Raw genomic sequence first — 20112 nt, 5'->3', positions numbered from 1 at the left:
CGGCGCCACAGAGGCACCGATCGGGTGGTGCCGCGGTGAACTCCGCGTTACGCCGCGGCCGCGACGGCCGCGACGCCGTCCGTGATCCGGGCCAGGTCCGCGTCGTCGCAGACGAACGGCGGCATCGTGTAGACGAGGTCGCGGAAGGGCCGCAGCCACACCCCCGCCGCCAGCGCGGCGGCGGTCGCGGCGGCCATGTCCACCTCGTGATCCAGCTGGACGACGCCGATCGCCCCGAGGACCCGCACGTCGGTCACGCCGGGTGCCCGGCGCAGCGGGGCGAGCCCGTCGTGGAGCGCCTGCGCGATCCGGCGGACCCGGCCGCGCCAGTCCTGGTCGAGCAGCAGCCGGGTCGACGCCAGCGCCACCGCCGAGGCGAGCGGGTTGCCCATGAACGTGGGCCCGTGCATGAGGACCCCGGCCTCGCCGTCGGTGATCCCGCGGGCCACCTCGCTGCTGCACAGCGCCGCGGCCATCGTCACGTATCCGCCGGTCAGGGCCTTGCCGACGCACATGACGTCCGGCGAGATCCCGGCGTGGTCGGCCGCGAACAGCTCCCCGGTGCGGCCGAAGCCGGTCGCGATCTCGTCGAACACCAGCAGCACGTCGTGCGTCAGGCACAGCTCGCGCAGCACGTGCAGGTAGCGCGGATCGTGGAAGCGCATCCCGCCCGCGCCCTGCACGACCGGCTCCACGACGACCGCCGCGAGCTCGTCGGCGTGCCGCTCGATCGTCTCGGCCAGCTCCGCGACGTAGTCGTGGGAGAACTCGCGGGGCGGGGCACCGACGAACACCTGCTGCGGCAGCACGTCCCGCCACAGGGAGTGCATGCCGCCGTCCGGGTCGCAGACACTCATCGCGCCGAAGGTGTCGCCGTGGTAGCCGCCGCGCCAGGTCAGCAGCCGGTGTTTGCCCGGGCGCCCGCGCGAGCGCTGGTACTGCAGCGCCATCTTGATCGCGACCTCGACCGACACCGAACCCGAGTCGGCCAGGAAGACGTGCTGCAACGGGCCGGGCGTGATGTCCACCAGCAGCCGGGCCAGGTCGACGGCCGGGCCGTGGGTGAGCCCGCCGAACATCACGTGGCTCATCCGGCCCAGCTGGTCGGTGATCGCCGCGTCGAGCACTGGGTGCCGGTAGCCGTGGATCGCCGCCCACCAGGACGACATGCCGTCGACCAGCTCCCGGCCGTCGGCCGTGGTCAACCGCACCCCCTGCGCCCCGACGATCGGCACCGGGTCCACGGCCGCCGGCATCGGCGCGTAGGGGTGCCAGACGTGGGCGCGGTCGGCGGCGAGCAGGCCGGCGGTGTCGGGTCGGGCGTCGGCGGTCGTCACACGGGGACCCTACGTCCCGGCCCGTCGAGCGCGGGGCGGGCGAGGAGGGGCACTATCCTGACCCGACCATGTCCGCCGAAGCCAGCACGGACGTCGGTCCGGGGGGCGCCGACGCCGGGGATCTCGAGGGCCCCCATCCGGTCCTGTCCCGTCGGCGCGGACTCGGTCAGACCAGCGCGCGCTCGCTGCTGCTGACCCTGCTCGGCGAGTTCGTGCTGCCACGCGACGAGCCGGTCTGGACCCAGGTGCTGATCGACGTCCTGGGCGGGCTCGGGGTGGAGAGCAAGTCCGCGCGGCAGGCCCTCGCCCGCACGGCCGCGGAAGGCCTGGTCAGCTCGGACCGGGCCGGCCGCCGGGTGCGCTGGACGCTCACCGACGCCGGGCGCGACCTCCTCTCGGCGGGCGCCGAGCGCATCTACACCTTCGGCAACCCCGCCCCGGCGTGGGACGGGCGCTGGCTGGTCCTGCTCGTCAGCGTGCCCGAGTCCCGCCGCCAGCTGCGGCACCGGCTGCGCACCCGGCTGGCCTGGGCGGGCCTGGGCTCCCCCGCCCCGGGCGTGTGGGTCTCCCCCGATCCCGGCAAGGAGGCGGAGGTCGCGGACGTGGTCGCCGACCTCGACCTCGAGGCCGTGACCAGCTCGTTCGTCGGCCCCTTCGGCCGGATCGGCGAGCAGGCGGACGTCGTGGCGCAGGCCTGGGACCTCGCCGGCGTCGAGCGGGAGTACGAGGACTTCCTGGCCGAGTTCGCCGACGCCGCCCCCGCCCTCCCGGCCGACGTGCTCACCCACCAGGTGCTGCTGGTGCACGCCTGGCGCCGCTTCCCCTTCCTCGACCCCAAGCTCCCCGCCGAGCTGCTGCCCGAGGAGTGGGCGGGCACCCGCGCCGCCGCGCTCTTCGACACCCTGCACAGGCGCTGGCAGCGACAGGCCCAGGCGCACTGGCGCTCGCTCGTGAGCCGCGCCGCCTGACCCCCGACACACGAACGGCGTTCTCGCTCACCAGATATGAGCGAGAGCGCCGTTCGTGCTGGCGGGCTCGGGTCAGCCGAGGCAGCCGGGGCCCAGGAGGGCCTTGAGGTCGCCCATCAACGCGGGAGTGTTGGTGACCTTGAGGGTGTCGGCGAGCTTCCAGTGCGTGATCTTGGTGCCGTAGACCAGCGCCAGGTGCACCTCCGAGGTGCCCGGGTGGTGGGTGAGCACCTCCTTGAGCTGCGCGACCCGCTCCGGGGTGCACAGCTCGGTGCGCAGGCTGACCTTCACCGGCAGCCCCGCCTCGCCGGCGGCCTGCAGCTCGGGGACGGCGAGGTCGTTGGCGATCAGGGAGACTCGGTCGTCCCGCTTGTTCACCCGGGCCTTGACCAGCACGATCGCGTCCTCGGCCACGTCGACGCCCACCACCTGGTAGGCCCGCGGGAAGAACAGCACCTCGATGCCACCGGCGAGGTCCTCGATCTGGGCCGACGCCCAGGGCTCGCCGTTCTTGTTCACCCGGCGGTTGACGTTGGTGAGGATGCCGCCGACGGTGACCTGCGCGCCCTCGCCGATCGTGCCCTCGAGGATGGACTGGATCGGGGTGTCGGCCTTGGCGGAGAGGGCCTGCTCGACACCGTCGAGCGGGTGGCCGGAGACGTAGAGGCCCAGCATCTCCCGCTCGACGGCGAGCTTGTGCTTGGTGTCCCACTCGTCCTCGGGCACCTTGACGTCGAAGATGCCGCCGATGTCCGAGTCCTCGTCGCCCGAGCCGTCGAGCGAGCCGAAGAGGTCGAACTGGCCCATCGACGCGGCCTTCTTGCTGCTCATGATCGCGTCGATCGCGTCCGCGTGGACGAGCAGCAGGCCCTTGCGCGAGTGGCCGAGCGAGTCGAACGCGCCGGCCTTGATCAGCGACTCGATGACCTTCTTGTTGCAGACCACCGCGTCGACCTTGCGCAGGAAGTCGGAGAAGTCGGTGAAGTCGCCCTTCTCCTTGCGCGCGGCGACGATCGCGTCGACGACGTTGTAGCCGACGTTGCGGATCGCGCCGAGGCCGAACCGGATGTCGTCCCCGACCGGGGCGAAGTTGCGGACCGACTCGTTGACGTCCGGCGCGAGGACCTTGATCCCCATCCGGCGGCACTCGGCCAGGTAGACCGCGGCCTTGTCCTTGTCGTCCCGGACCGAGGTGAGCACCGCGGCCATGTACTCGGCCGGGTAGTTGGCCTTGAGGTAGGCGGTCCAGTAGGAGACCACGCCGTACGCGGCGGAGTGCGCGCGGTTGAAGGCGTAGTCGGAGAAGGGCAGCAGGATGTCCCAGAGGGTCTTGACCGCGTTCTCGGAGTAGCCGTGGTCCTTCATCCCCTGGGCGAAGCCGGCGTACTCCTTGTCCAGGATCTCCTTCTTCTTCTTGCCCATCGCGCGGCGGAGCAGGTCCGCCTTGCCGAGCGAGTAGCCCGCGAGCTTCTGGGCGATCGCCATGACCTGTTCCTGGTAGACGATCAGGCCGTAGGTCTCGCCGAGGATGTCCTTGAGGGGCTCCGCCAGCTCCGGGTGGATGGGCGTGACCTCTTGCCGCCCGTTCTTGCGGTCGGCGTAGTCGTTGTGGGCATTCGCGCCCATCGGACCCGGCCGGTAGAGCGCGCCGACGGCGGAGATGTCGTCGAACTCCGTGGGCGCCATCCGGCGCAGCAGGTCCCGCATCGGCCCGCCGTCCAGCTGGAACACGCCGAGCGTGTCGCCCCGGGCGAGCAGGTCGTAGGTCTTCGGGTCGTCCAGCTCGACGGTCTCGATCTCGAGCTTCGGCTTGCCGTTGAGCTCGATGTTCTCCAGCGCGTCGTCGATGATCGTGAGGTTGCGCAGGCCGAGGAAGTCCATCTTCAGCAGCCCGAGCGTCTCGCAGACGCCCATGTCGAACTGCGTGATGATCGCCCCGTCGGCCTCGCGGCGCTGGATCGGGATGACGTCGATCAGCGGCTTGCTCGACATGATCACGCCGGCGGCGTGCACGCCCCACTGCCGCTTCAGGCCCTCGAGCCCGCGCGCGGTGTCGACGATCTCGCGGACCTGCGCGTCCGCCTCGTAGAGCGCCCGGACCTCGGTGGCCTCCGAGTACCGCTTGTGGCTCGGGTCGAAGATCCCGGACAGCGGGATGTCCTTGCCCATGACGGCGGGCGGCATGGCCTTGGAGATCCGGTCCGCCACCGAGTAGCCGGGCTGGCCGAACAGCACGCGCGCGGAGTCCTTGATCGCGGCCTTCGCCTTGATCGTGGAGTACGTGATGATCTGGGCGATCCGGTCCTCGCCGTACTTCTCCGTGGTGTAGCGGATCATCTCGCCGCGCCGGCGCTCGTCGAAGTCCATGTCGATGTCGGGCATGGAGATGCGCTCGGGGTTGAGGAACCGCTCGAAGATCAGCTTGTGCCGGATCGGGTCGAGGTCGGTGATCTCCAGCGCGTAGGCGATCAGCGAGCCGGCCGCGGAGCCGCGGCCCGGGCCGCAGCGGATGCCGACGGACTTCGCGTACTGGATGAGGTCCGCGGTCACCAGGAAGTAGCCGGGGAAGCCCATCTGGATGATCACGCCGAGCTCGTACTCCGCCTGCCGGCGGTACTGCTCGGTGACGCCGTTCGGGAACCGCTTGTGCAGGCCCCGCTCGACCTCCTTGATCAGCCACGACTCCTCGGTCTCGCCCTCCGGGACGGGGGCGCGCGGCATGAGGTCCTGGCTGGCGAACGACACGTCGACCCGCTCGGCGATGGCGAGCGTGTTGTCGCAGGCCTCGGGGTGGATCGGGTCCCACTGGGCCCGCATCTCGGCGGCGGACTTGAGGTAGAAGTCCTGCGCGTCGAACTTGAAGCGGTTCGGGTCGGCGAGGGTCTTGCCCGTCTGCACGCAGAGCAGCACCTCGTGCGGCTTCGTGTCGTCCGGGTAGGTGTAGTGCAGGTCGTTGGTGGCGACGCCGGGGAGGTCGAGCTTCTTCTTCAGCGCGAAGAGGTCCTCCTGGACCCGCTTCTCGATCTCGATCCCGTGGTCCATCAACTCGCAGAAGAAGTTGTCCTTGCCGAAGATGTCCCGGTAGTCCGACGCGGCCTGGCACGCGTCGTCGAAGCGGTCCTGCTGCAGCAGGCGGGCCACCTCGCCGGACGGGCAGCCGGTGGTGGCGATGATCCCCTTGCCGTAGGTCTCCAGCAGCTCCCGGTCCATGCGGGGCTTGTAGTAGTAGCCCTCGAGGCTGGCCAGGCTGGAGAGCCGGAAGAGGTTGTGCATCCCCTCGGTGTTCTCGGCCAGCAGCGTCATGTGGGTGTACATCTCACCCGGGTTGTCGTCGCTGACCGTCTGGCCGCCGAGGGTGGCGCGCTTGCGCTCGTGCCGCGAGCCCGGGGAGAGGTAGCCCTCCATGCCGATGATCGGCTTGACCCCGGCCGCGTTGGCCTTCTTCCAGAACTCGTACGCCCCGTAGACGTTCCCGTGGTCCGTCATCGCCAGCGCGGGCATCTCCATCCGCGCGGCTTCCTTGAACAGGTCGTCGAGTCGGGCCGCACCGTCGAGCATGGAGAACTCGGTGTGCGTGTGGAGGTGGACGAAGGAGTCCCTGCTGTTCCCGCTCGCCGGGGCCATGGGTCGTCGAGACTCCCTTCACGCGCTCGCGCGCGGGTGGTGCGGCGGACCCGCGGGCCCCGACGGCGGCCGCCCGGCCGCCCTCGGGGTACGGCGTCCGGGTGCACGGCCGGCGACCGGACGGTGGCCCGTGCGGTGCCGGCGGATGTCGGGTCCCCGGGTCCGGGGGTGCGGCCAGACTAGCCCCGGCCACCGACAGTTCCGTGACCGCCGCCGGGCCCGTCGCGAACCCGCAGCTCACCGCGTCGAGGCGTGTCGAGGTCCCGGCGCGTCGCCTCCCGCCGGGCGTGTCGCGCCCCGGCTCAGGCCGCGAGGGCGGGCGCGGCGGGCCGGGCGGCGACCCGGTCGTAGACGCCCTCGAAGGCGTCGAGCGTGGCGTCGAGGGCGTGCCCGGCCACCAGCTCGCGGGCCGCCGCGCCCATCCGCCGCCGCGCCGCCGGGTCGCGCAGCAGCGCGGCCAGGACCGAGGTGAGGACGTCGACGTCGCCCGGCGGGAAGAGCCAGCCGGTCCGCCCGGGGCGGACCAGGTGCGGAAGGGCCATCGCGTCGGCCGCGACCACCGGCTTGCCCGCCGCCATCGCCTCCAGCGTGACCAGGCTCTGCAGCTCGGCCACGCCGGGCATGCAGAACACGGCGCAGCGCCGGTAGGCCGCGAGCAGGGTCTCCTCGTCGACGAACCCGTGGAACACCACCCGGTCGCCGAGCCCCAGCTCCGAAGCCAGCCGCTGCCACGCGGCCCGCTCGGACCCGTCGCCGACGATCTCGAGCCGGACGGTCGGGGCCAGCCGGACGGTGGCCCGGAGCAGCTCGTCGACGCGCTTCTCCTGGTCGAGGCGCCCGACGAACAGGATCGTCGGGGTCGGGTCCTCGCGGCCGCCGGCGTAGCGGGCCGGGTCGACGCCGCAGGAGATCGCGGTGGCCGGGAGCCCGGTCGAGCGCGTCAGCAGCTCGACGGCGCGGGGCGTGGGCGCGGTCAGGGCGTCGGCGCGCCCGAACACCCGCCGGACGTCCCGCCACGCCAGCCGGGCCGCGGCCCGGTGCAGCGCGGCGGGCACCCGGGCGTGCGCGACCAGGTTCTCCGGCATGAAGTGGTTGGTCGCGACGAGCGGGCGCCCGGTCGCCGACGCGGCCGCCGCTAGCCCGCGTCCGACCGAGAAGTGCGCCTGCACGTGCACGACGTCCGGATTCACCTCCGCCAGCACGGCCGCCGCCGCCGGGCCCGCCACCCACGGCAGGCACACGCGGAAGTTCTCGTGCAACGGGTAGCGGTGCGAGCGCACCCGGTGGACGGTCACCTCCCCGTCGATGCCGCCGAAGCGGTGCACCGCGGGCGGGCCGTCCGGCGACGGCGCGGCCACGTGGACCTCGTGACCGCGGCCGGCCAGGCCGGTGGCCAGGCGTTCGGCGAACCGGGCCGCGCCGTTGACGTCGGGCGCGAAGGTGTCGGCGCCGAGCAGGATCCTCACGTCGGTACCTCTCTCGGGGTGGAGGGCTGGTGGCTTCGGTTCTGGTGCCGGGTGGACCGGTGCCGGGCGGCGTCGGGGTGGTGCCGGGCGAGCAGGGCCACGCCGGCGGCCGCGACCGCGCCGGCGCCCAGGAGGAAGGCCACGCCGGCGGGGCCGAGCCCGCCTGCCTCGCCGAGCAGGCCGGCCCCGAGCCCGGTGGCCACGAACGGGTCGACGACGGTCAGCGCGGCCACGACGACCGCCGGCGGGCCGGAGGCGAAGCCCTGCTGCACGAGCCAGCCGCCCGCGGCGAGCGCGACGGCCAGGGCGGCGGCCGCGCCGAGGAGCGTGCCGACGTCCGCGGTCCCGATCTGCACGGAGACCGCCCGCAGCAGGGCGGAGACCAGGCCGAAGGCCACGGCGCCCGCCGCCGCGCAGGAGACGCACCGGACCCGGCCGGTCGTCCGGGCCGCGAGGACCGCGAGCCCGAGGCCGGCGGCCGCCGCGGCGGTGCAGGAGACCAGGAGGAAGCGGCCGAGATCGGCGGGGGCGTCCGGGGTCGCCGCGGCCGCCGTCCGGACCACGAGCGCGACCCCGGCCACGCAGAGGGCGGCACCGGCGACGACCCGGCCGGGCGGCCTGCGGTTCCGCAGGCCGAGACCCACCGCGAGCGGGACGGCCAGGACCCCGACCGGCTGCACGACGCTCACCGGCGCGAGGACCAGCGCGAGGGCGTGCAGGCCCGCGCCGGCGACCGCCAGGCCGGCCCCGGCGAGCCAGCGCGGGCGCGAGAGGAGCTCGCGGAGGTCGACCCGGCTCGTGATCGCCCCGTGCTGCAGGACGGCGGCCCCGGCGAAGCAGACCGCGCCCACGACGGCGAGCAGCAGCGCGAGCGCGGTCATCGGGTGGTCCCCGGGCGCAGGGCGCGGGCGGTCGTGATCAGCAGCGCGGTCACCGCCCCGTACAGAACCCGCTCCACCCCACCCAACAGGGGAAATGCGGGTGAACCCGCGACGACGATCGGCAGATGGGCGAGGAGGAACGCCCCCGACAGGGCGGCGGTCAGGAGCGCCAGCGCGACGACCCCGCGGCGGGCGGCGGCCCGGACCGCGGGTCCGCCGGCCAGGAGCAGCACCGCGACCGGCAGGACGGCGAAGATCCACGCCCCGGCGTAGCGGTGCACGGCCGCGGCGAGGTCCGGCGGGGTGCCGGGCACGTTCGTCGGGACGACCCCGGCGACCACCATCGCCCCCGCCCAGCTCGCGAGGAGGCCGACCGCGGCCCGCGATGCCCCGGCCCGGCGGGCGGCGGCGGCCAGCACCGTCGCGCCGAGGGCCAGCGCGCCCGCCGCGATCGCGAGGACGAGATGCCCGCCCGGCAGCAGGACGTAGTCGCTGACCGTGTGCACCAGCGGGTCCACCGCCGGGGTGTGCAGGGCGCCCGCCACGTGCAGCACGAGAACCGCCCATCCCGCCACCGCCACCCCCGCCGCCACCAGGGCGGCGGGGAGGGTGAGGGTGCGGCCCGTGTGTCGAGGCCGTGTGGCCGTCGTCCGTGCTGCGGTCGAGAGCCGCGCCGTCGAGGTCGACGGCAGCGCCGCGCTCGCACGTGGCGGGACCGGAGACGGCAGGGCCGGTGGAGGTGGCGGCGCCGCGACCGGAGTCGGGACGATCGGCGGCGGTGCGACAGGTGGCGGTGCCGCCGGTGGCCCACCCGCCGGTGTTGCGACGACCGTCCCGCAGGTCGCCGGAGCCGACGCCGCCTGCGCCGACACGATCATGGTGGTGGGTGCGGCCACCGCCGCCGCACCCGCCTCGCTCCCCCGCTCGCTCACGTGATCAACGCTCGCAGCGCGGCGGCTCCGCCGTAATCCGGTGATCCACCGAGCCGACCCGGGGGTCACCCCGACCTTCCCCGGGGTCGCCCGCCCCACCACGGGCGCGGCGACCAGGTCCTCAGTGGCTCGCACGCAGGCGACGACGTGCCGAGTCGGGCGGGGCCGCACACAAGCTCCGGTGCCCTCGCACACCCGCGGGAGCAGTCACACACCCGGTCGACCGGATGTGCCGCGCCCGACGAGGTGTGGGAGCGGTCGCGGATCTCGCGCGGCGAGTTCAGCGAAGGACAGCGGCGGCCGGGCCCCGACCGGTGGTCACCAGCGGAAGGGTCGCCGATCGATCTCTGCGTGTAGCCCTCCCCACGAGCACCGCCTGCAACGCCGCCGGCGGCGCACCCTCGAAGCCGCGCCACACCCGGTCGGCAGGATGTGCGACCTACCCGCAGGGTGTGTCAGCGGGCAACAACAGGTGTGTGGCGACGCGAGCGGGTGTGCCGCCACCTCGACGCACCTTCCCCCGCCGAGGGTCCGCCCGCCCCGAAGGACGGTCAGGGGACGAGGCCGTCGTCCGGGAGGGGGGTGGCGGCGGTGGCCTGTTCCGGGAGGAGCGGGGACAGCGCGAGCTCGGGCAGCGTGACCCCCGCCGGCGCGGCCTCCACCGCCCGCACCCCGGGCGTCCCGGCGAGCGCCTCCAGCCCGGCCCGGTCGGCCGAGACCACCAGCGCCACCACGCAGGCGCACGGCCCGGCGTAGGCCGCCGCCTCCGCCCGCGCGACGGCGGCGGGGCGGTCCGTGAGCCGGGAGGCGTCGGCCTCCGCGGCGTGCCCCGCGCGTTGCCGGGCCGTGTCCAGGGCGGCCGCGACCGGGGCTCCGGCGGGGAGGGTCTCGAAGCGCAGGGCGGTCTGCACCCGCGGGATCGGCACCCGGAACACCACCTCGACGGCGGGGCTGGCGGATCCGGCCAGCGCGGCCGCGGCGTCCGTGGTGAGCTCCCGGTCGAGCTGCACCAGCGCCGGCGCACGCTCCCCCGGCGCGGGCAGGGTCGCGGGCAGCCGGGCGAGGTAGTCCGGCACGGCCTCGCCCGAGTCGGGCCCGAGCCGCACCTGGCCCTGCGCGACCGCGGGCCCGCGCCCGGCGGAGGACGACCGCGCCTGTGCCGCCGCGTACCCGACGGCGACCAGCACCCCGAGCACGCAGACCACGATCAGCCAGCGGCGCCCCCGACGGGTCAGCAGACCGCCCTCGTCGTGGGAGTCGGGGTCCGGAGGCTCAGTCACGCAGCCGCTCGAGCGCCCGGGCGAGGTCGGGCGGGTACTCGCTCGTGAACTCGACCCACCGCCCGTCGGCCGGGTGCTCGAAGCCCAGCGAGCGGGCGTGCAGCCACTGCCGCTGCAGCCCCAGCCGCTTGGCGAGCGTGGGGTCGGCGCCGTAGGTCAGGTCCCCGACGCACGGATGCCGCAGCGCGGAGAAGTGCACCCGGATCTGGTGCGTGCGCCCGGTCTCGAGGTGCACGTCGAGCAGCGACGCGGCGCGGAACGCCTCGATCGTGTCGTAGTGCGTGACGCTCGGCTTGCCGCCGGCCACCACCGCGAACTTGTAGTCGTGCTTGGGGTGCCGGTCGATGGGCGCGTCGACGGTGCCGCTGGTCGGGTCGGGGTGGCCCTGCACGATCGCGTGGTAGCGCTTCTCGACCGTGCGCTCCCTGAACGCCCGCTTCAGCACGGAGTAGGCGTGCTCGGACTTGGCGACGACCATCACGCCGGTGGTGCCGACGTCGAGCCGGTGCACCACGCCCTGCCGCTCGGCCGCACCGGAGGTCGACACCCGCACTCCGAGCGCGGCCAGCCCGCCGACGACCGTCGGCCCGGTCCAGCCCGGGCTGGGGTGCGCGGCGACGCCCACGGGCTTGTCGACGACGGCGATGTCGTCGTCCTCGTAGAGCACCGTCATGCCGCCCACCAGCTCCGGCGGCGCGGTGATGACCGCCGGGGCCTCGGGCTCGGGCAGCTCGACCTCGAGCCAGCTGCCGGCGGTGAGCCGGTCCGACTTCCCGGCGGCGCGCCCGTCGAGCGCGATCATCCCGTCCTCGGCGAGGGTGGCGACGACGGTCCGGGACAGGCCCAGCAGCCGGGACAGGCCGGCGTCGACCCGCATCCCGTCGAGGCCGTCCGGGACCGGGAGCTGGCGGAGGTCACTCACCGGCGGGCTCCCGCTCGGCCGCGCCCGCCCGGGTCCCGTCGAGCTCCCGGCCGGTCAGCGCGAGCAGGACCAGCAGGATCCCGCCGCAGACGATGCTCGAGTCGGCCAGGTTGAACACCGGGAAGAACGAGCCGTCCGTCCGCACCACGGAGATGACGTCGACGACGTGCCCCTGCAGCGGCCCCGGCGCCCGGAAGATCCGGTCGACCAGGTTGCCCAGCGCCCCGCCGAGCACGAGCCCGAGCGCGATCGCCCAGCCCACCGACCGCAGCTTCCGCGAGATCCGGATGATCACCACGACCACGCCGAGCGCGATGATCGACAGCACCCAGGTGTAGCCGGTGGCCATGGAGAACGCGGCGCCGGGGTTGCGCACCAGGACCAGGTTGACCAGCCCGCCGAGCAGCCGCACGGGCGGCCGGTCCTCCAGGGTCGCGACCGCGAGGACCTTGGTCAGGATGTCCAGCAGCAGGACGACGGGTGCCACGAGCGCGAGCACCCACACCCGGCGTGGCGGGAGGGGGGCGGGGTCGGTGCGCTCGTCCGGCTCGTCGGTCACACCCTCGATTATGCGGGCCTTCCGGGGCCGTCCGGACGGGGGCCGGGATCGGTGTCCCGCCAGCGCACCAGCGCGCCGCCCCGGTCGACGGCCCGCAGCCGCTCCTCGGTGCGCTCCCGGACGTCGGCGGTGGCCACCACGAGCAGCTGGTCGTGCTCGCGCAGCCGGGTCTGCCCGCTGGGGGTGAAGGCCTGCTCGCCGCGCACGACGAGGCTGACCGTGGCGCCGACGGGCAGCCGCAGCTCCCGCAGGTAGACCCCGCGCAGCTTCGAGCCCGGCGGGATCCGGACCTGGAGCAGGTCGGCGTGCAGCTCGTCGAGCGGCGCGGCGTCGACCTCGACGTCCTTCGGCTCGGCGGTGCGCGCGACCCGCAGCCGCCGGGCGACCCACGGCAGGGTGGTGCCCTGCAGCAGGGTGAGGATCACGACGAGCACGAACACGACGTCGACCAGGTTGGCCGCGCCCGGCGCCCCCTCGACCAGGGAGATCAGCGCGAGCACGATCGGCACGGCCCCGCGCAGCCCCGCCCACGACAGGAAGGCCTGCTCCCGCCACGGCACCCGGAACGGCAGCGCGGCCGCGACCACCGACAGCGGCCGGGCGAGGACGAGCAGGACGCCGGCGGCGATCAGCGCGGGGATCACGGCGTCGACCAGCCGGGCCGGGCTGACGTACAGCCCGAGCAGCACGAACAGCCCGATCTGGGCCAGCCAGCCGGTGCCCTCGGCGAACGACAGCACGCCCCCGCGGTGCGGCAGCCGCGAGTTGCCCAGCACGAGCGCACACACGTAGGTGGCGAGCAGGCCCGACGCGTGCGCGAGCTGCCCGCTCGCGAAGGCCAGTACGCACACGGCCAGCGCGGCGAGCGGGTAGAGACCGGTCGCGGGCAGGGCCGCCCGGCGCAGCGCCCAGGCCCCGCCGAACCCGAGGGCGAGGCCGATCACCCCGCCCGCGACCAGCTCGTAGACCACGAGCAGCGGGGTCATCCAGGTCAGCGGGTCGTCCGAGGCGAGGAGGAGGACGGCGAGGACCACCGGGGCGTCGTTCATGCCGGACTCGAGCTCGAGTGCCCCGGCGAGCCGCCGTGACACCCCGACCCCGCGCAGCACGCTGAACACGGCGGCGGCGTCGGTCGACGACAGCACCGCGCCCCAGAGGAACGCGACCCGCCAATCCAGTCCGAGCAGGTAGTGCAGGGCGGTGCCGGCCACGACGATGCTCACGACGACCGCGATCGTCGAGAGCCCGATGCCGATCCCGAGCGACGGCCGCACCGCCTGCCAGCGGGTGGTCAGGCCGCCCTCCACGAGGATGAGCACGAGCGCGGCGAGGCCGAGGTTCTCGGTCAGCGCGGCGTTGGAGAACTGGACGCCGAGGACCGCCTCGCCGAGCAGGATGCCGATGCCGAGGTAGAGCAGCAGCGAGGGCAGCCCGAGCCGGACCGACACACGCACGGCGAGCACGCCGATCAACAGGACCGCGGCGACGACGCCGAGCAGGACCTCCAGGCTCATCGTCACCCCCGGCTCGTACGCGGACAACCCTATCCGCGCAGGTCACGCGGCCGTCAGGCGGGTGCCGGCACCGTGGGCCGGCGACGGTCGACACGGCCGAAGAGCCAGATCACGGGCAGTGTGCAGGACAGCGACACCGCGATGGAGAGCGGGCGTTCCCGCCACCAGACCCGGTCCGGCACCTCGCGCTCCCCCGGCCGCCCGGTGAACGCGTAGGACAGCCCGCGGCCGATCGCCATGCCCGTGGTGTGGAAGAGGAAGACGGGCATCGCGAACCGGTTGCTGCCGACAGCGCCGGTGCGGCCCTCCCGCAGGATGGCGGCATGCCGCCGGTCGACCCGACGATCACGCCACCCCGTGCGCGGCGTGTCCTCCCCCGGTGGTGGGGCCTGGTCGCCGCCGTCGCGCTGCTCGTGGCCACGAACGTGCTGGTCGGCGTGGTGTGGCCGGCGTGGGCGGTGCCGTGGAAGGTCGTCGTGACGGCGTTGCTGCTCGTCCTCGCCCGGGTCTGCGGCCTGGGGTGGGACGACCTGGGGCTCGCCCGGCGGCACCTCGGCACATCGTGCCGTCTCTGGGCCTGAGCAGCGCGAACGCCGCGGTCGGGGCGACCGTCGGCGGGTGGGGGGACGTCGGGCGGGCGGCGCTCGCCGTCGTCGCGACGTTCGGGGCGGGGATCCTGCTGTGCGCGGGGCGGCGCTGGGGCGGGCACCTGGTCACCCCGGTGCTGGCGCACCTCGCCACGAACTCGTCGGGCGTGGCGTTCGCCTGGTTCCTGGTCTCCTGATTCAGAGCCGCCAGACCAGCGTGGCCGCGGTGCGCGGGCGCGGCGGGATCCCGTCGAGCGCCGCGGCGACCTCGGGCTCCCGCTCCGGCGGCAGGCACAGCCGCCGCGTCACCCACTCCGGCGAGTGCGGGGCGCGCCGCTCCCGCTCCCAGCGCGTGACCTCCGGCTCGACGCCCTGCTCGCGCAGCACGGCGACGGCGTCGTCGACGGTCGCGGGCTCGGGCCGGTGCAGGTCGTGGAAGCGCGTCCAGAGCGGGTCGAGCCACGCCATCGGGTGCTCGGACAGCATCTCGACGACGACCCCGCGGACCGCCGCCGCGGTCAGGGCGGCGAGGAAGGGCGGCAGGTCGACGACGTTGTGCAGCACGTGGTGCGACACCACGACGTCCGCGGTGCCGACCTCCCCCGCCACGTCGGGCCACGGGCCGAGGACGGTCCGGGCGGGCACGCCGCGGACGTCCGCGCCGGCCTCGAACAGGTCGAGCATGTCCTGCTGGGTGTCGACGCCGGTGGCGTGGGTCATCGCACCGACCAGGGCGAACGCCGCGTCGCCGCCGCCGCACCCGACGTCGAGCACGGTGCCGGTGGGATCGAGCAGGGCGAGCCCCGCCTCGCGGGACGGGGTGTCCGCGGGGACCGTGGGCGCGGTGAAGTCCTGCGGATCGTGCCCCCACGGACAGGCCGGGGCCAGCGCCAGAATCTCGGGCGGGACGCCCCGCCCGGACTGCAGCTCCGCCCACCGCTCGGCAGCACTCCCCACGGCGATCACCCTAGCCCCGCGCCCAGCAGCCGATGAGCGAACGGCACCCTCGCTCACTAGGTCTGAGCGAGGGTGCCTTTCGCTCACTGCTTGGTGACGGCGACCTTGACCTCGGTGTTCTTCCCCTGCGGGTCGGAGACGCCGCCGGTGCCGGTCGGCTCGGCGAGCTCGGCGTACGCCACGCTCGTCGCCAGGACCTCGCCGGCCACGAAGGCCTCGTGGGCCCGGACGGCGTCGAGCACCGGCTCCGGCGCGTCGAGGGTCAGGGCGATCCGGTCCGAGACCTCGAGCCCGGCGTCCCGACGGGCCTGCTGGACCGCGCGCACCACGTCCCGCGCCGTACCCTCGGCCGCCAGCTCCGGCGTGACGGCCGTGTCGAGCACGACGAGCCCGGTGTTGCCGGGCAGCGCCCCGGTGGACTGCGGGTCCGCCGCGAGCAGCCGCTCGGAGAACTCGCCCTCCAGCAGCCGGATCCCGCCGGCCGTCACGGTGCCGTCCTGGTTCGCCGTCCAGTCGCCCGCCTTCACGGCCTTGATCGCCGTCTGGGTCTCCTTGCCCAGCCGGGGACCGCAGGCGCGGGCGTTGACCGTCAGCTCGAAGCGGCCGTGGGTCGCGACGTCCGTGGTCAGCACGACCTCCTTGACGTTCACCTCGTCCCGCAGGACGTCGGCGAACGGCGCGAGGGTCTCCGCGTCGGCGGCCGCCACGGTCAGGGAGGCCAGCGGCAGCCGGACGCGCAGCTTGCGCGCCTTCCGGAGCGACAGCCCCGCCGAGGCCACCTGCCGGACGCGGTCCATGGCGGCGACCAGCGCCGCGTCGTGCGGCAGCTCGGCGGCCGACGGCCAGTCGGCGAGGTGCACCGACCGGCCGCCGGTGAGGCCCTGCCACAGCTGTTCCATGGTCAGCGGCAGCAGCGGCGCGGCGACGCGCGCGGTCACCTCCAGCACCGTGTGCAGCGTGTCGATCGCGTCCCGGTCGCCCTCCCAGAACCGGTCCCGGGAGCGCCGGACGTACCAGTTCGTGAGCACCTCGGCGTGGTCGCGGATCTGCTCGCACGCCCCGGCGATGTCGTAGGCGTCGAGCGCCGTGGTCACGCCGTCGACCAGGTCCGCGGTCTTGGCCAGTACGTAGCGGTCGAGGACGTGCGTGGAGTCCGTCCGCGTGGTGCCGGTGACCCCGGCCGCCCCGGCGTAGAGCGACAGGAAGTACCAGGTGTTCCACAGCGGCAGGATCGCCTGCCGGACGCCCTCGCGGATGCCCTGCTCGGTGACGACCAGGTTCCCGCCGCGCAGGATCGGGCTCGCCATGAGGAACCACCGCATGGCGTCCGACCCGTCGCGGTCGAAGACCTCGTTGACGTCCGGGTAGTTGCGCAGCGACTTCGACATCTTGGCGCCGTCGTCGCCCAGCACGATCCCGTGCGCCACGCAGCTCTCGAACGCGGGCCGGTCGAACAGCGCCGTGGCCAGCACGTGCAGGGTGTAGAACCAGCCGCGGGTCTGGCCGTTGTACTCGACGATGAAGTCGCCCGGGTAGTGGTCCTCGAACCAGTCCCGGTTCTCGAACGGGTAGTGCACCTGCGCGAACGGCATCGAGCCGGACTCGAACCAGCAGTCCAGCACCTCGGGCACGCGGCGCATGGTCGACTTCCCGGTCGGGTCGTCCGGGTTGGGCCGGGTCAGCTCGTCGATGAAGGGCCGGTGCAGGTCCGTCGGCCGGACGCCGAAGTCCCGCTCCAGCTCGTCGAGCGAGCCGTAGACGTCCGTGCGCGGGTAGCGCGGGTCGTCGGACACCCACACCGGGATCGGGCTCCCCCAGAACCGGTTGCGGGAGATCCCCCAGTCCCGGGCGCCCTCCAGCCACTTGCCGAACTGGCCGTCCCGAATGTTGCCGGGCACCCAGTTGATCTGCTTGTTGAGCTCCACCATCCGCTCGCGGAAGGCGGTGACCTGCACGAACCACGAGTCGACGGCGCGCTGGATCAGCGCGTTGCCGCAGCGCCAGCAGTGCGGGTACGGGTGGTCGTAGGTCTCGTGCCGGAGCAGGACACCCGTGACGTAGGTGGCGGTGCCGGCCTTGAGGTCCCGGATGATGTTCGGGTTGGCGTCGAACACCTGCTGGCCGGCGTACGGCGGGACCTCGACGGTGAACTCGCCCCGCGAGTCCACGGGCACGACGGCCTCGATGCCGGCCGCATCCGTGACGGCCTTGTCCTCCTCACCGAAGGCGGGCGCGATGTGCACGAGCCCGGTGCCGTCCTCGGTGGTGACGTAGTCCGCCTCCAGGACCCGGTGCGCGTTCTCCCGGCCGACGAAGAAGTCGAACGGCGGGGTGTAGCCCAGGCCGAGCAGCTCGCGACCGGTGAAGGTGCGCAGGACCTCGGGGGCCTCGCCCAGCTCCCGGGCGTAGGCGCCGACGCGCGCGCTCGCCAGGACGTACTTCTCGCCGTTCGCGGAGAGCAGCGCGTACTCGACGTCCGGGTGCACGGCCATGGCGAGGTTCGACGGCAGCGTCCACGGCGTCGTCGTCCAGACCAGGGCCAGGGCGTCGTTCAGCTCCGGGTCGTCGCTCACGAGCCGCAGCCCGACGGTGACGGCCGGGTCCTGCCGGTCCCGGTAGACGTCGTCCATCTTCGTCTCGGAGTTCGACAGCGGCGTCTCGCAGCGCCAGCAGTACCAGAGCACGCGGAACCCGGAGTAGACCAGCCCCTTGTCCCACAAGGTCTTGAAGGCCCACATGACGCTTTCCATGTAGTCCAGGTCGAGCGTCTTGTAGTCGTTGTCGAAGTCGACCCAGCGGGCCTGGCGGGTCACGTAGTCTCGCCACTCGCCCGTGTAGCGGAGCACGGAGGTGCGGCACGCCTCGTTGAACTCGGCGATGCCCATGCTCTCGATCTCGGACTTGTGGTTGATCCCGAGCTGGCGCTCGGCCTCCACCTCGGCGGGCAGGCCGTGGGTGTCCCAGCCGAAGCGGCGCTCGACGTGCTTGCCGCGCATGGTCTGGTACCGCGGCACGACGTCCTTCACGTACCCGGTGAGCAGGTGGCCGTAGTGCGGCAGGCCGTTGGCGAAGGGCGGGCCGTCGTAGAAGACGAACTCGTTGCTGCCGTTCTCGCCGGCGGGGCGGGCCTCGACGGAGGCGACGAACGTGTCGTCCGCCTCCCAGTACTTGAGGACCTCGCGCTCGAGCTGCGGGAACGCGGGATGCGCGGGAACCGGGGGGTAGCTCTCGCTCATGGCGGTCGGTGCTCCTCGTGCAGTGCGTGGCTGTCGCTGCACGGGGACGACTCGATGGTGCTGAGCCGCGGTACCACCCCGCTTGCCCCGCTCGCGCGGGACCGCTCGTTCGACGGCTGTGACGGGCCGAACCCGTCCGGTTCTACTCCCCGGCCGTGCCGGGTTTCTTCCGGAGGCTCCCCGGTGATGGCCGGATCGGTGCCTGTGCCACCAGGGTAGCGCGGGGCGGCGAACCGTTATTCCGCGAGGTGCACACGCCCACGACGCCCCGCTCCTCAGGAGCGAACGGGGGCGCCGTTCGTGCTGGTCAGCTGCTGGTCAGCGGGCCGCGGCCTGGTGCCGGCCCGCCATGGTGCGGTCCGGGGTGCACCAGCCGCACGGGGTGAAGCCCAGCTCGACGGCCTCCTTGGCCGGCAGCGGGATCACCGGGCGGCCGGGCAGCGACCGGCAGCCCGCGAGGTGGTAGCGCGGCTGCTCGTCGACCACGACGACCTCGTCGTCGAGCTCGGCGACCAGCGCTGCGACCGTCGCGTCCCGCGGTTCCTCCGGGGGCTCGCCGTGCGGCCCGGGCGGGGGCATCGAGCCCAGCGGCGGCGGACCGCCGGCGGGCTGCTGGCCCTGCTGGGCCGGCTGCCCCTGGGGCTGGCCGGGCTGACCCGGCTGCCCCTGCGGGGCCTGTGCGCCGGGCTGGGTCGCGGCCTGCGCGGCGGATCCGGTGTGCGCCGGCGTGGCCACGGTGGGGCCGTCGATGTCCGAGGCCGACGCGGACACCGCGCCGGAACCAGGGGTGGACGTGCTCCCGGATGCTCCCGCCGCGGTCGCCGGGGCGCTCGCGTCGCCGGCCGCGGTCTCCGTCGCGGGGCCCTCCGCGGACGTCGCGGACGTCGTGGCCGGGGACGCCCCGGGCTCGGCACCGGAACCAGCGGCCGGGCCGGCTGCCGCCGTGCCGCCGGCCCGACCGGGCTCCGATGCCTGCTCCGCCGCCTCCGAGGAGGATGCCGAGGGGTCCGACACCTGGGTCGGGCTCTCGGTCGACCCCGATGCCGCAGCGGGAGCGGCCGCGTCCGTGCCCCCGTCCGCGTCGGGCTCCGCCGCGGACGCCGACGCACCCGCCGGCTCCGGGGCGCTCTCGCCGCGGGCACCGGTCGGGGCGCGCTCCTGCGTCGGGGCGCCGGAGGCCGGCTCCTCGCTCTCGTGCTTCCCGTGTGCCGCAGCCGCCACGCCCGCGACCGCGGCGCCCGTGGCGGCGCCGGCGGCACCGGCCGCCACCGCCGGACCGGTCCCGGAGCCGGTCTCCCCCGACGGGGAGTCCCGACGCCCCGTGGCGTCGGCATGACCCTCGTCACCAGTCACGCTGCGTGACGAAGAATCGCTCGACCGGGTGTCGTCATGCACAGCGCCGGACGGTCGCTCGGCTGAGCCGGACGGTCCCACGCGGGGCATCACGGAGGTGGCCTCCGCGTCCGACCCGGCACCGGGGCCGGAGTCCGACGAGGACTGTCCACGCTCTACCCCGGCCTGCGGCGGGGGCACACGCCCGGGCGAGCCCTGCCCGACGACCGGGAGCACCTCGGTGACCGGCTCGATGTCACGGCGTGTCCCCTGCGGGCCGCCCTGCGGCGCCGCTGCGGCGCCGGCGGCGGGCTGCTGCGACTCCGCGCCCGCCTTGACGGCCGAGCGGCGTTGCAGCCAGTCGACCAGCAGGGCCACCGCGGCCGCCACGGAGACGGCCACGGAGATCCACGCCCAGAGGACGCTGCCCGAGAGCAGCGCCACGACCAGCAGGCCGAAGGCGATCAGGACCAGAACCAGAACCAGCAGCAGCACTGTTCACCCCGTGTACGGCGGG

At 74.2% G+C, this 20112-nt stretch carries 17 protein-coding genes; 4 read left to right on the top strand and 13 right to left on the bottom strand.

The window, feature by feature from the left end; all coding sequences use genetic code 11:
* Positions 1-47: 47 nt before the first annotated feature.
* A complete protein-coding gene (locus ACQP04_RS13830; protein ID WP_433507439.1) occupies positions 48-1337 on the bottom strand; it encodes an adenosylmethionine--8-amino-7-oxononanoate transaminase in 1290 nt (429 codons plus the stop codon).
* 68 nt (positions 1338-1405) lie between these two features.
* Between ACQP04_RS13830 and ACQP04_RS13825 the strand changes: the two genes are divergently transcribed.
* Complete coding sequence (locus tag ACQP04_RS13825; protein WP_433507438.1) at positions 1406-2305, top strand: PaaX family transcriptional regulator; 900 nt, start codon at positions 1406-1408, stop codon at positions 2303-2305.
* 72 nt (positions 2306-2377) lie between these two features.
* Here the strand turns inward: ACQP04_RS13825 and dnaE are convergent, their stop codons facing one another.
* The 4 genes from dnaE to ACQP04_RS13805 form a co-directional block, all read right to left on the bottom strand.
* Positions 2378-5929, bottom strand: a complete 3552-nt coding sequence (gene dnaE / locus ACQP04_RS13820; RefSeq protein WP_433507437.1) for a DNA polymerase III subunit alpha — start codon at positions 5927-5929, stop codon at positions 2378-2380.
* A 302-nt stretch (positions 5930-6231) separates the two neighbouring features.
* On the bottom strand, positions 6232-7395 hold the full coding sequence (locus tag ACQP04_RS13815; protein WP_433507436.1) for a glycosyltransferase: 1164 nt from the start codon (positions 7393-7395) through the stop codon (positions 6232-6234).
* Positions 7392-8276: a hypothetical protein gene (locus ACQP04_RS13810; RefSeq protein WP_433507435.1), complete on the bottom strand. Its 885-nt coding sequence runs from the start codon at positions 8274-8276 to the stop codon at positions 7392-7394. The genes ACQP04_RS13815 and ACQP04_RS13810 overlap by 4 nt, the downstream gene beginning before the upstream one ends.
* Positions 8273-8869 (bottom strand): DUF998 domain-containing protein, encoded by a 597-nt coding sequence (locus ACQP04_RS13805; protein WP_433507434.1) that lies wholly within the window; start codon positions 8867-8869, stop codon positions 8273-8275. The genes ACQP04_RS13810 and ACQP04_RS13805 overlap by 4 nt, the downstream gene beginning before the upstream one ends.
* Before the next feature lie 46 nt (positions 8870-8915).
* Here ACQP04_RS13805 and ACQP04_RS13800 point away from each other — a divergent pair, with 46 nt between their 5' ends.
* The gene (locus ACQP04_RS13800) at positions 8916-9212 is read left to right on the top strand and encodes a hypothetical protein (protein ID WP_433507433.1); all 297 of its coding nucleotides are present in this window, start codon (positions 8916-8918) and stop codon (positions 9210-9212) included.
* A 547-nt stretch (positions 9213-9759) separates the two neighbouring features.
* Here the strand turns inward: ACQP04_RS13800 and ACQP04_RS13795 are convergent.
* The 5 genes from ACQP04_RS13795 to ACQP04_RS13775 are packed head-to-tail and all read right to left on the bottom strand — an operon-like array spanning position 9760 to position 13752.
* The gene (locus ACQP04_RS13795; protein WP_433507432.1) at positions 9760-10488 is read right to left on the bottom strand and encodes a hypothetical protein; all 729 of its coding nucleotides are present in this window, start codon (positions 10486-10488) and stop codon (positions 9760-9762) included.
* Positions 10481-11365, bottom strand: a complete 885-nt coding sequence (locus ACQP04_RS13790; RefSeq protein WP_433508360.1) for an RluA family pseudouridine synthase — start codon at positions 11363-11365, stop codon at positions 10481-10483. The genes ACQP04_RS13795 and ACQP04_RS13790 overlap by 8 nt, the downstream gene beginning before the upstream one ends.
* Before the next feature lie 37 nt (positions 11366-11402).
* Positions 11403-11969 carry a signal peptidase II gene (gene lspA / locus ACQP04_RS13785; RefSeq protein WP_358210755.1) on the bottom strand — a complete coding sequence of 189 codons (567 nt, stop codon included), beginning with the start codon at positions 11967-11969 and terminating at the stop codon, positions 11403-11405.
* 8 nt (positions 11970-11977) lie between these two features.
* Positions 11978-13483, bottom strand: coding sequence for a potassium/proton antiporter (locus tag ACQP04_RS13780; protein WP_433507431.1), 1506 nt, complete (start codon positions 13481-13483; stop codon positions 11978-11980).
* Between the two features lie 53 nt (positions 13484-13536).
* Positions 13537-13752: a hypothetical protein gene (locus tag ACQP04_RS13775; RefSeq protein WP_433507430.1), complete on the bottom strand. Its 216-nt coding sequence runs from the start codon at positions 13750-13752 to the stop codon at positions 13537-13539.
* Positions 13753-13806: 54 nt separating this feature from the next.
* Between ACQP04_RS13775 and ACQP04_RS13770 the strand changes: the two genes are divergently transcribed.
* Positions 13807-14064 carry a hypothetical protein gene (locus tag ACQP04_RS13770; RefSeq protein ID WP_433507429.1) on the top strand — a complete coding sequence of 86 codons (258 nt, stop codon included), beginning with the start codon at positions 13807-13809 and terminating at the stop codon, positions 14062-14064.
* Complete coding sequence (locus tag ACQP04_RS13765; protein ID WP_433507428.1) at positions 14046-14267, top strand: hypothetical protein; 222 nt, start codon at positions 14046-14048, stop codon at positions 14265-14267. Before ACQP04_RS13770 ends, ACQP04_RS13765 begins: the two co-directional genes overlap by 19 nt.
* A 1-nt stretch (position 14268) precedes the next feature.
* Here the strand turns inward: ACQP04_RS13765 and ACQP04_RS13760 are convergent, their stop codons facing one another.
* The 3 genes from ACQP04_RS13760 to ACQP04_RS13750 all read right to left on the bottom strand — a co-directional run bounded on the left by ACQP04_RS13760 (position 14269) and on the right by ACQP04_RS13750 (position 20090).
* Positions 14269-15027, bottom strand: a complete 759-nt coding sequence (locus ACQP04_RS13760; protein ID WP_433507427.1) for a class I SAM-dependent methyltransferase — start codon at positions 15025-15027, stop codon at positions 14269-14271.
* Between the two features lie 83 nt (positions 15028-15110).
* Entirely contained in the window at positions 15111-18263 is a 3153-nt protein-coding gene (gene ileS / locus ACQP04_RS13755; protein ID WP_433507426.1) for an isoleucine--tRNA ligase, read from the bottom strand.
* Between the two features lie 318 nt (positions 18264-18581).
* On the bottom strand, positions 18582-20090 hold the full coding sequence (locus ACQP04_RS13750) for a hypothetical protein (protein ID WP_433507425.1): 1509 nt from the start codon (positions 20088-20090) through the stop codon (positions 18582-18584).
* Between the last annotated feature and the right edge of the window lie 22 nt (positions 20091-20112).

It is taken from the genome of Pseudonocardia halophobica, assembly GCF_050948485.1.
Classification (GTDB): Bacteria; Actinomycetota; Actinomycetes; order Mycobacteriales; family Pseudonocardiaceae; genus Pseudonocardia; species Pseudonocardia halophobica.
Note: the sequence above shows the minus strand (reverse complement) of the source record. Positions and strands in the feature narration are given on the sequence as shown.

Excerpts from the sequence above, each read along its gene's own strand:
- ACQP04_RS13825 (WP_433507438.1), top strand. The coding sequence starts at position 1,406 with ATGTCCGCCGAAGCCAGCACGGACGTCGGTCCGGGGGGCGCCGACGCC.
- dnaE (WP_433507437.1), bottom strand. The coding sequence starts at position 5,929 with ATGGCCCCGGCGAGCGGGAACAGCAGGGACTCCTTCGTCCACCTCCAC.
- ACQP04_RS13810 (WP_433507435.1), bottom strand. The coding sequence starts at position 8,276 with ATGACCGCGCTCGCGCTGCTGCTCGCCGTCGTGGGCGCGGTCTGCTTC.
- ACQP04_RS13790 (WP_433508360.1), bottom strand. The coding sequence starts at position 11,365 with ATGCGGGTCGACGCCGGCCTGTCCCGGCTGCTGGGCCTGTCCCGGACC.
- ACQP04_RS13780 (WP_433507431.1), bottom strand. The coding sequence starts at position 13,483 with ATGAGCCTGGAGGTCCTGCTCGGCGTCGTCGCCGCGGTCCTGTTGATC.
- ACQP04_RS13775 (WP_433507430.1), bottom strand. The coding sequence starts at position 13,752 with ATGCCCGTCTTCCTCTTCCACACCACGGGCATGGCGATCGGCCGCGGG.
- ACQP04_RS13770 (WP_433507429.1), top strand. The coding sequence starts at position 13,807 with ATGCCGCCGGTCGACCCGACGATCACGCCACCCCGTGCGCGGCGTGTC.
- ileS (WP_433507426.1), bottom strand. The coding sequence starts at position 18,263 with ATGAGCGAGAGCTACCCCCCGGTTCCCGCGCATCCCGCGTTCCCGCAG.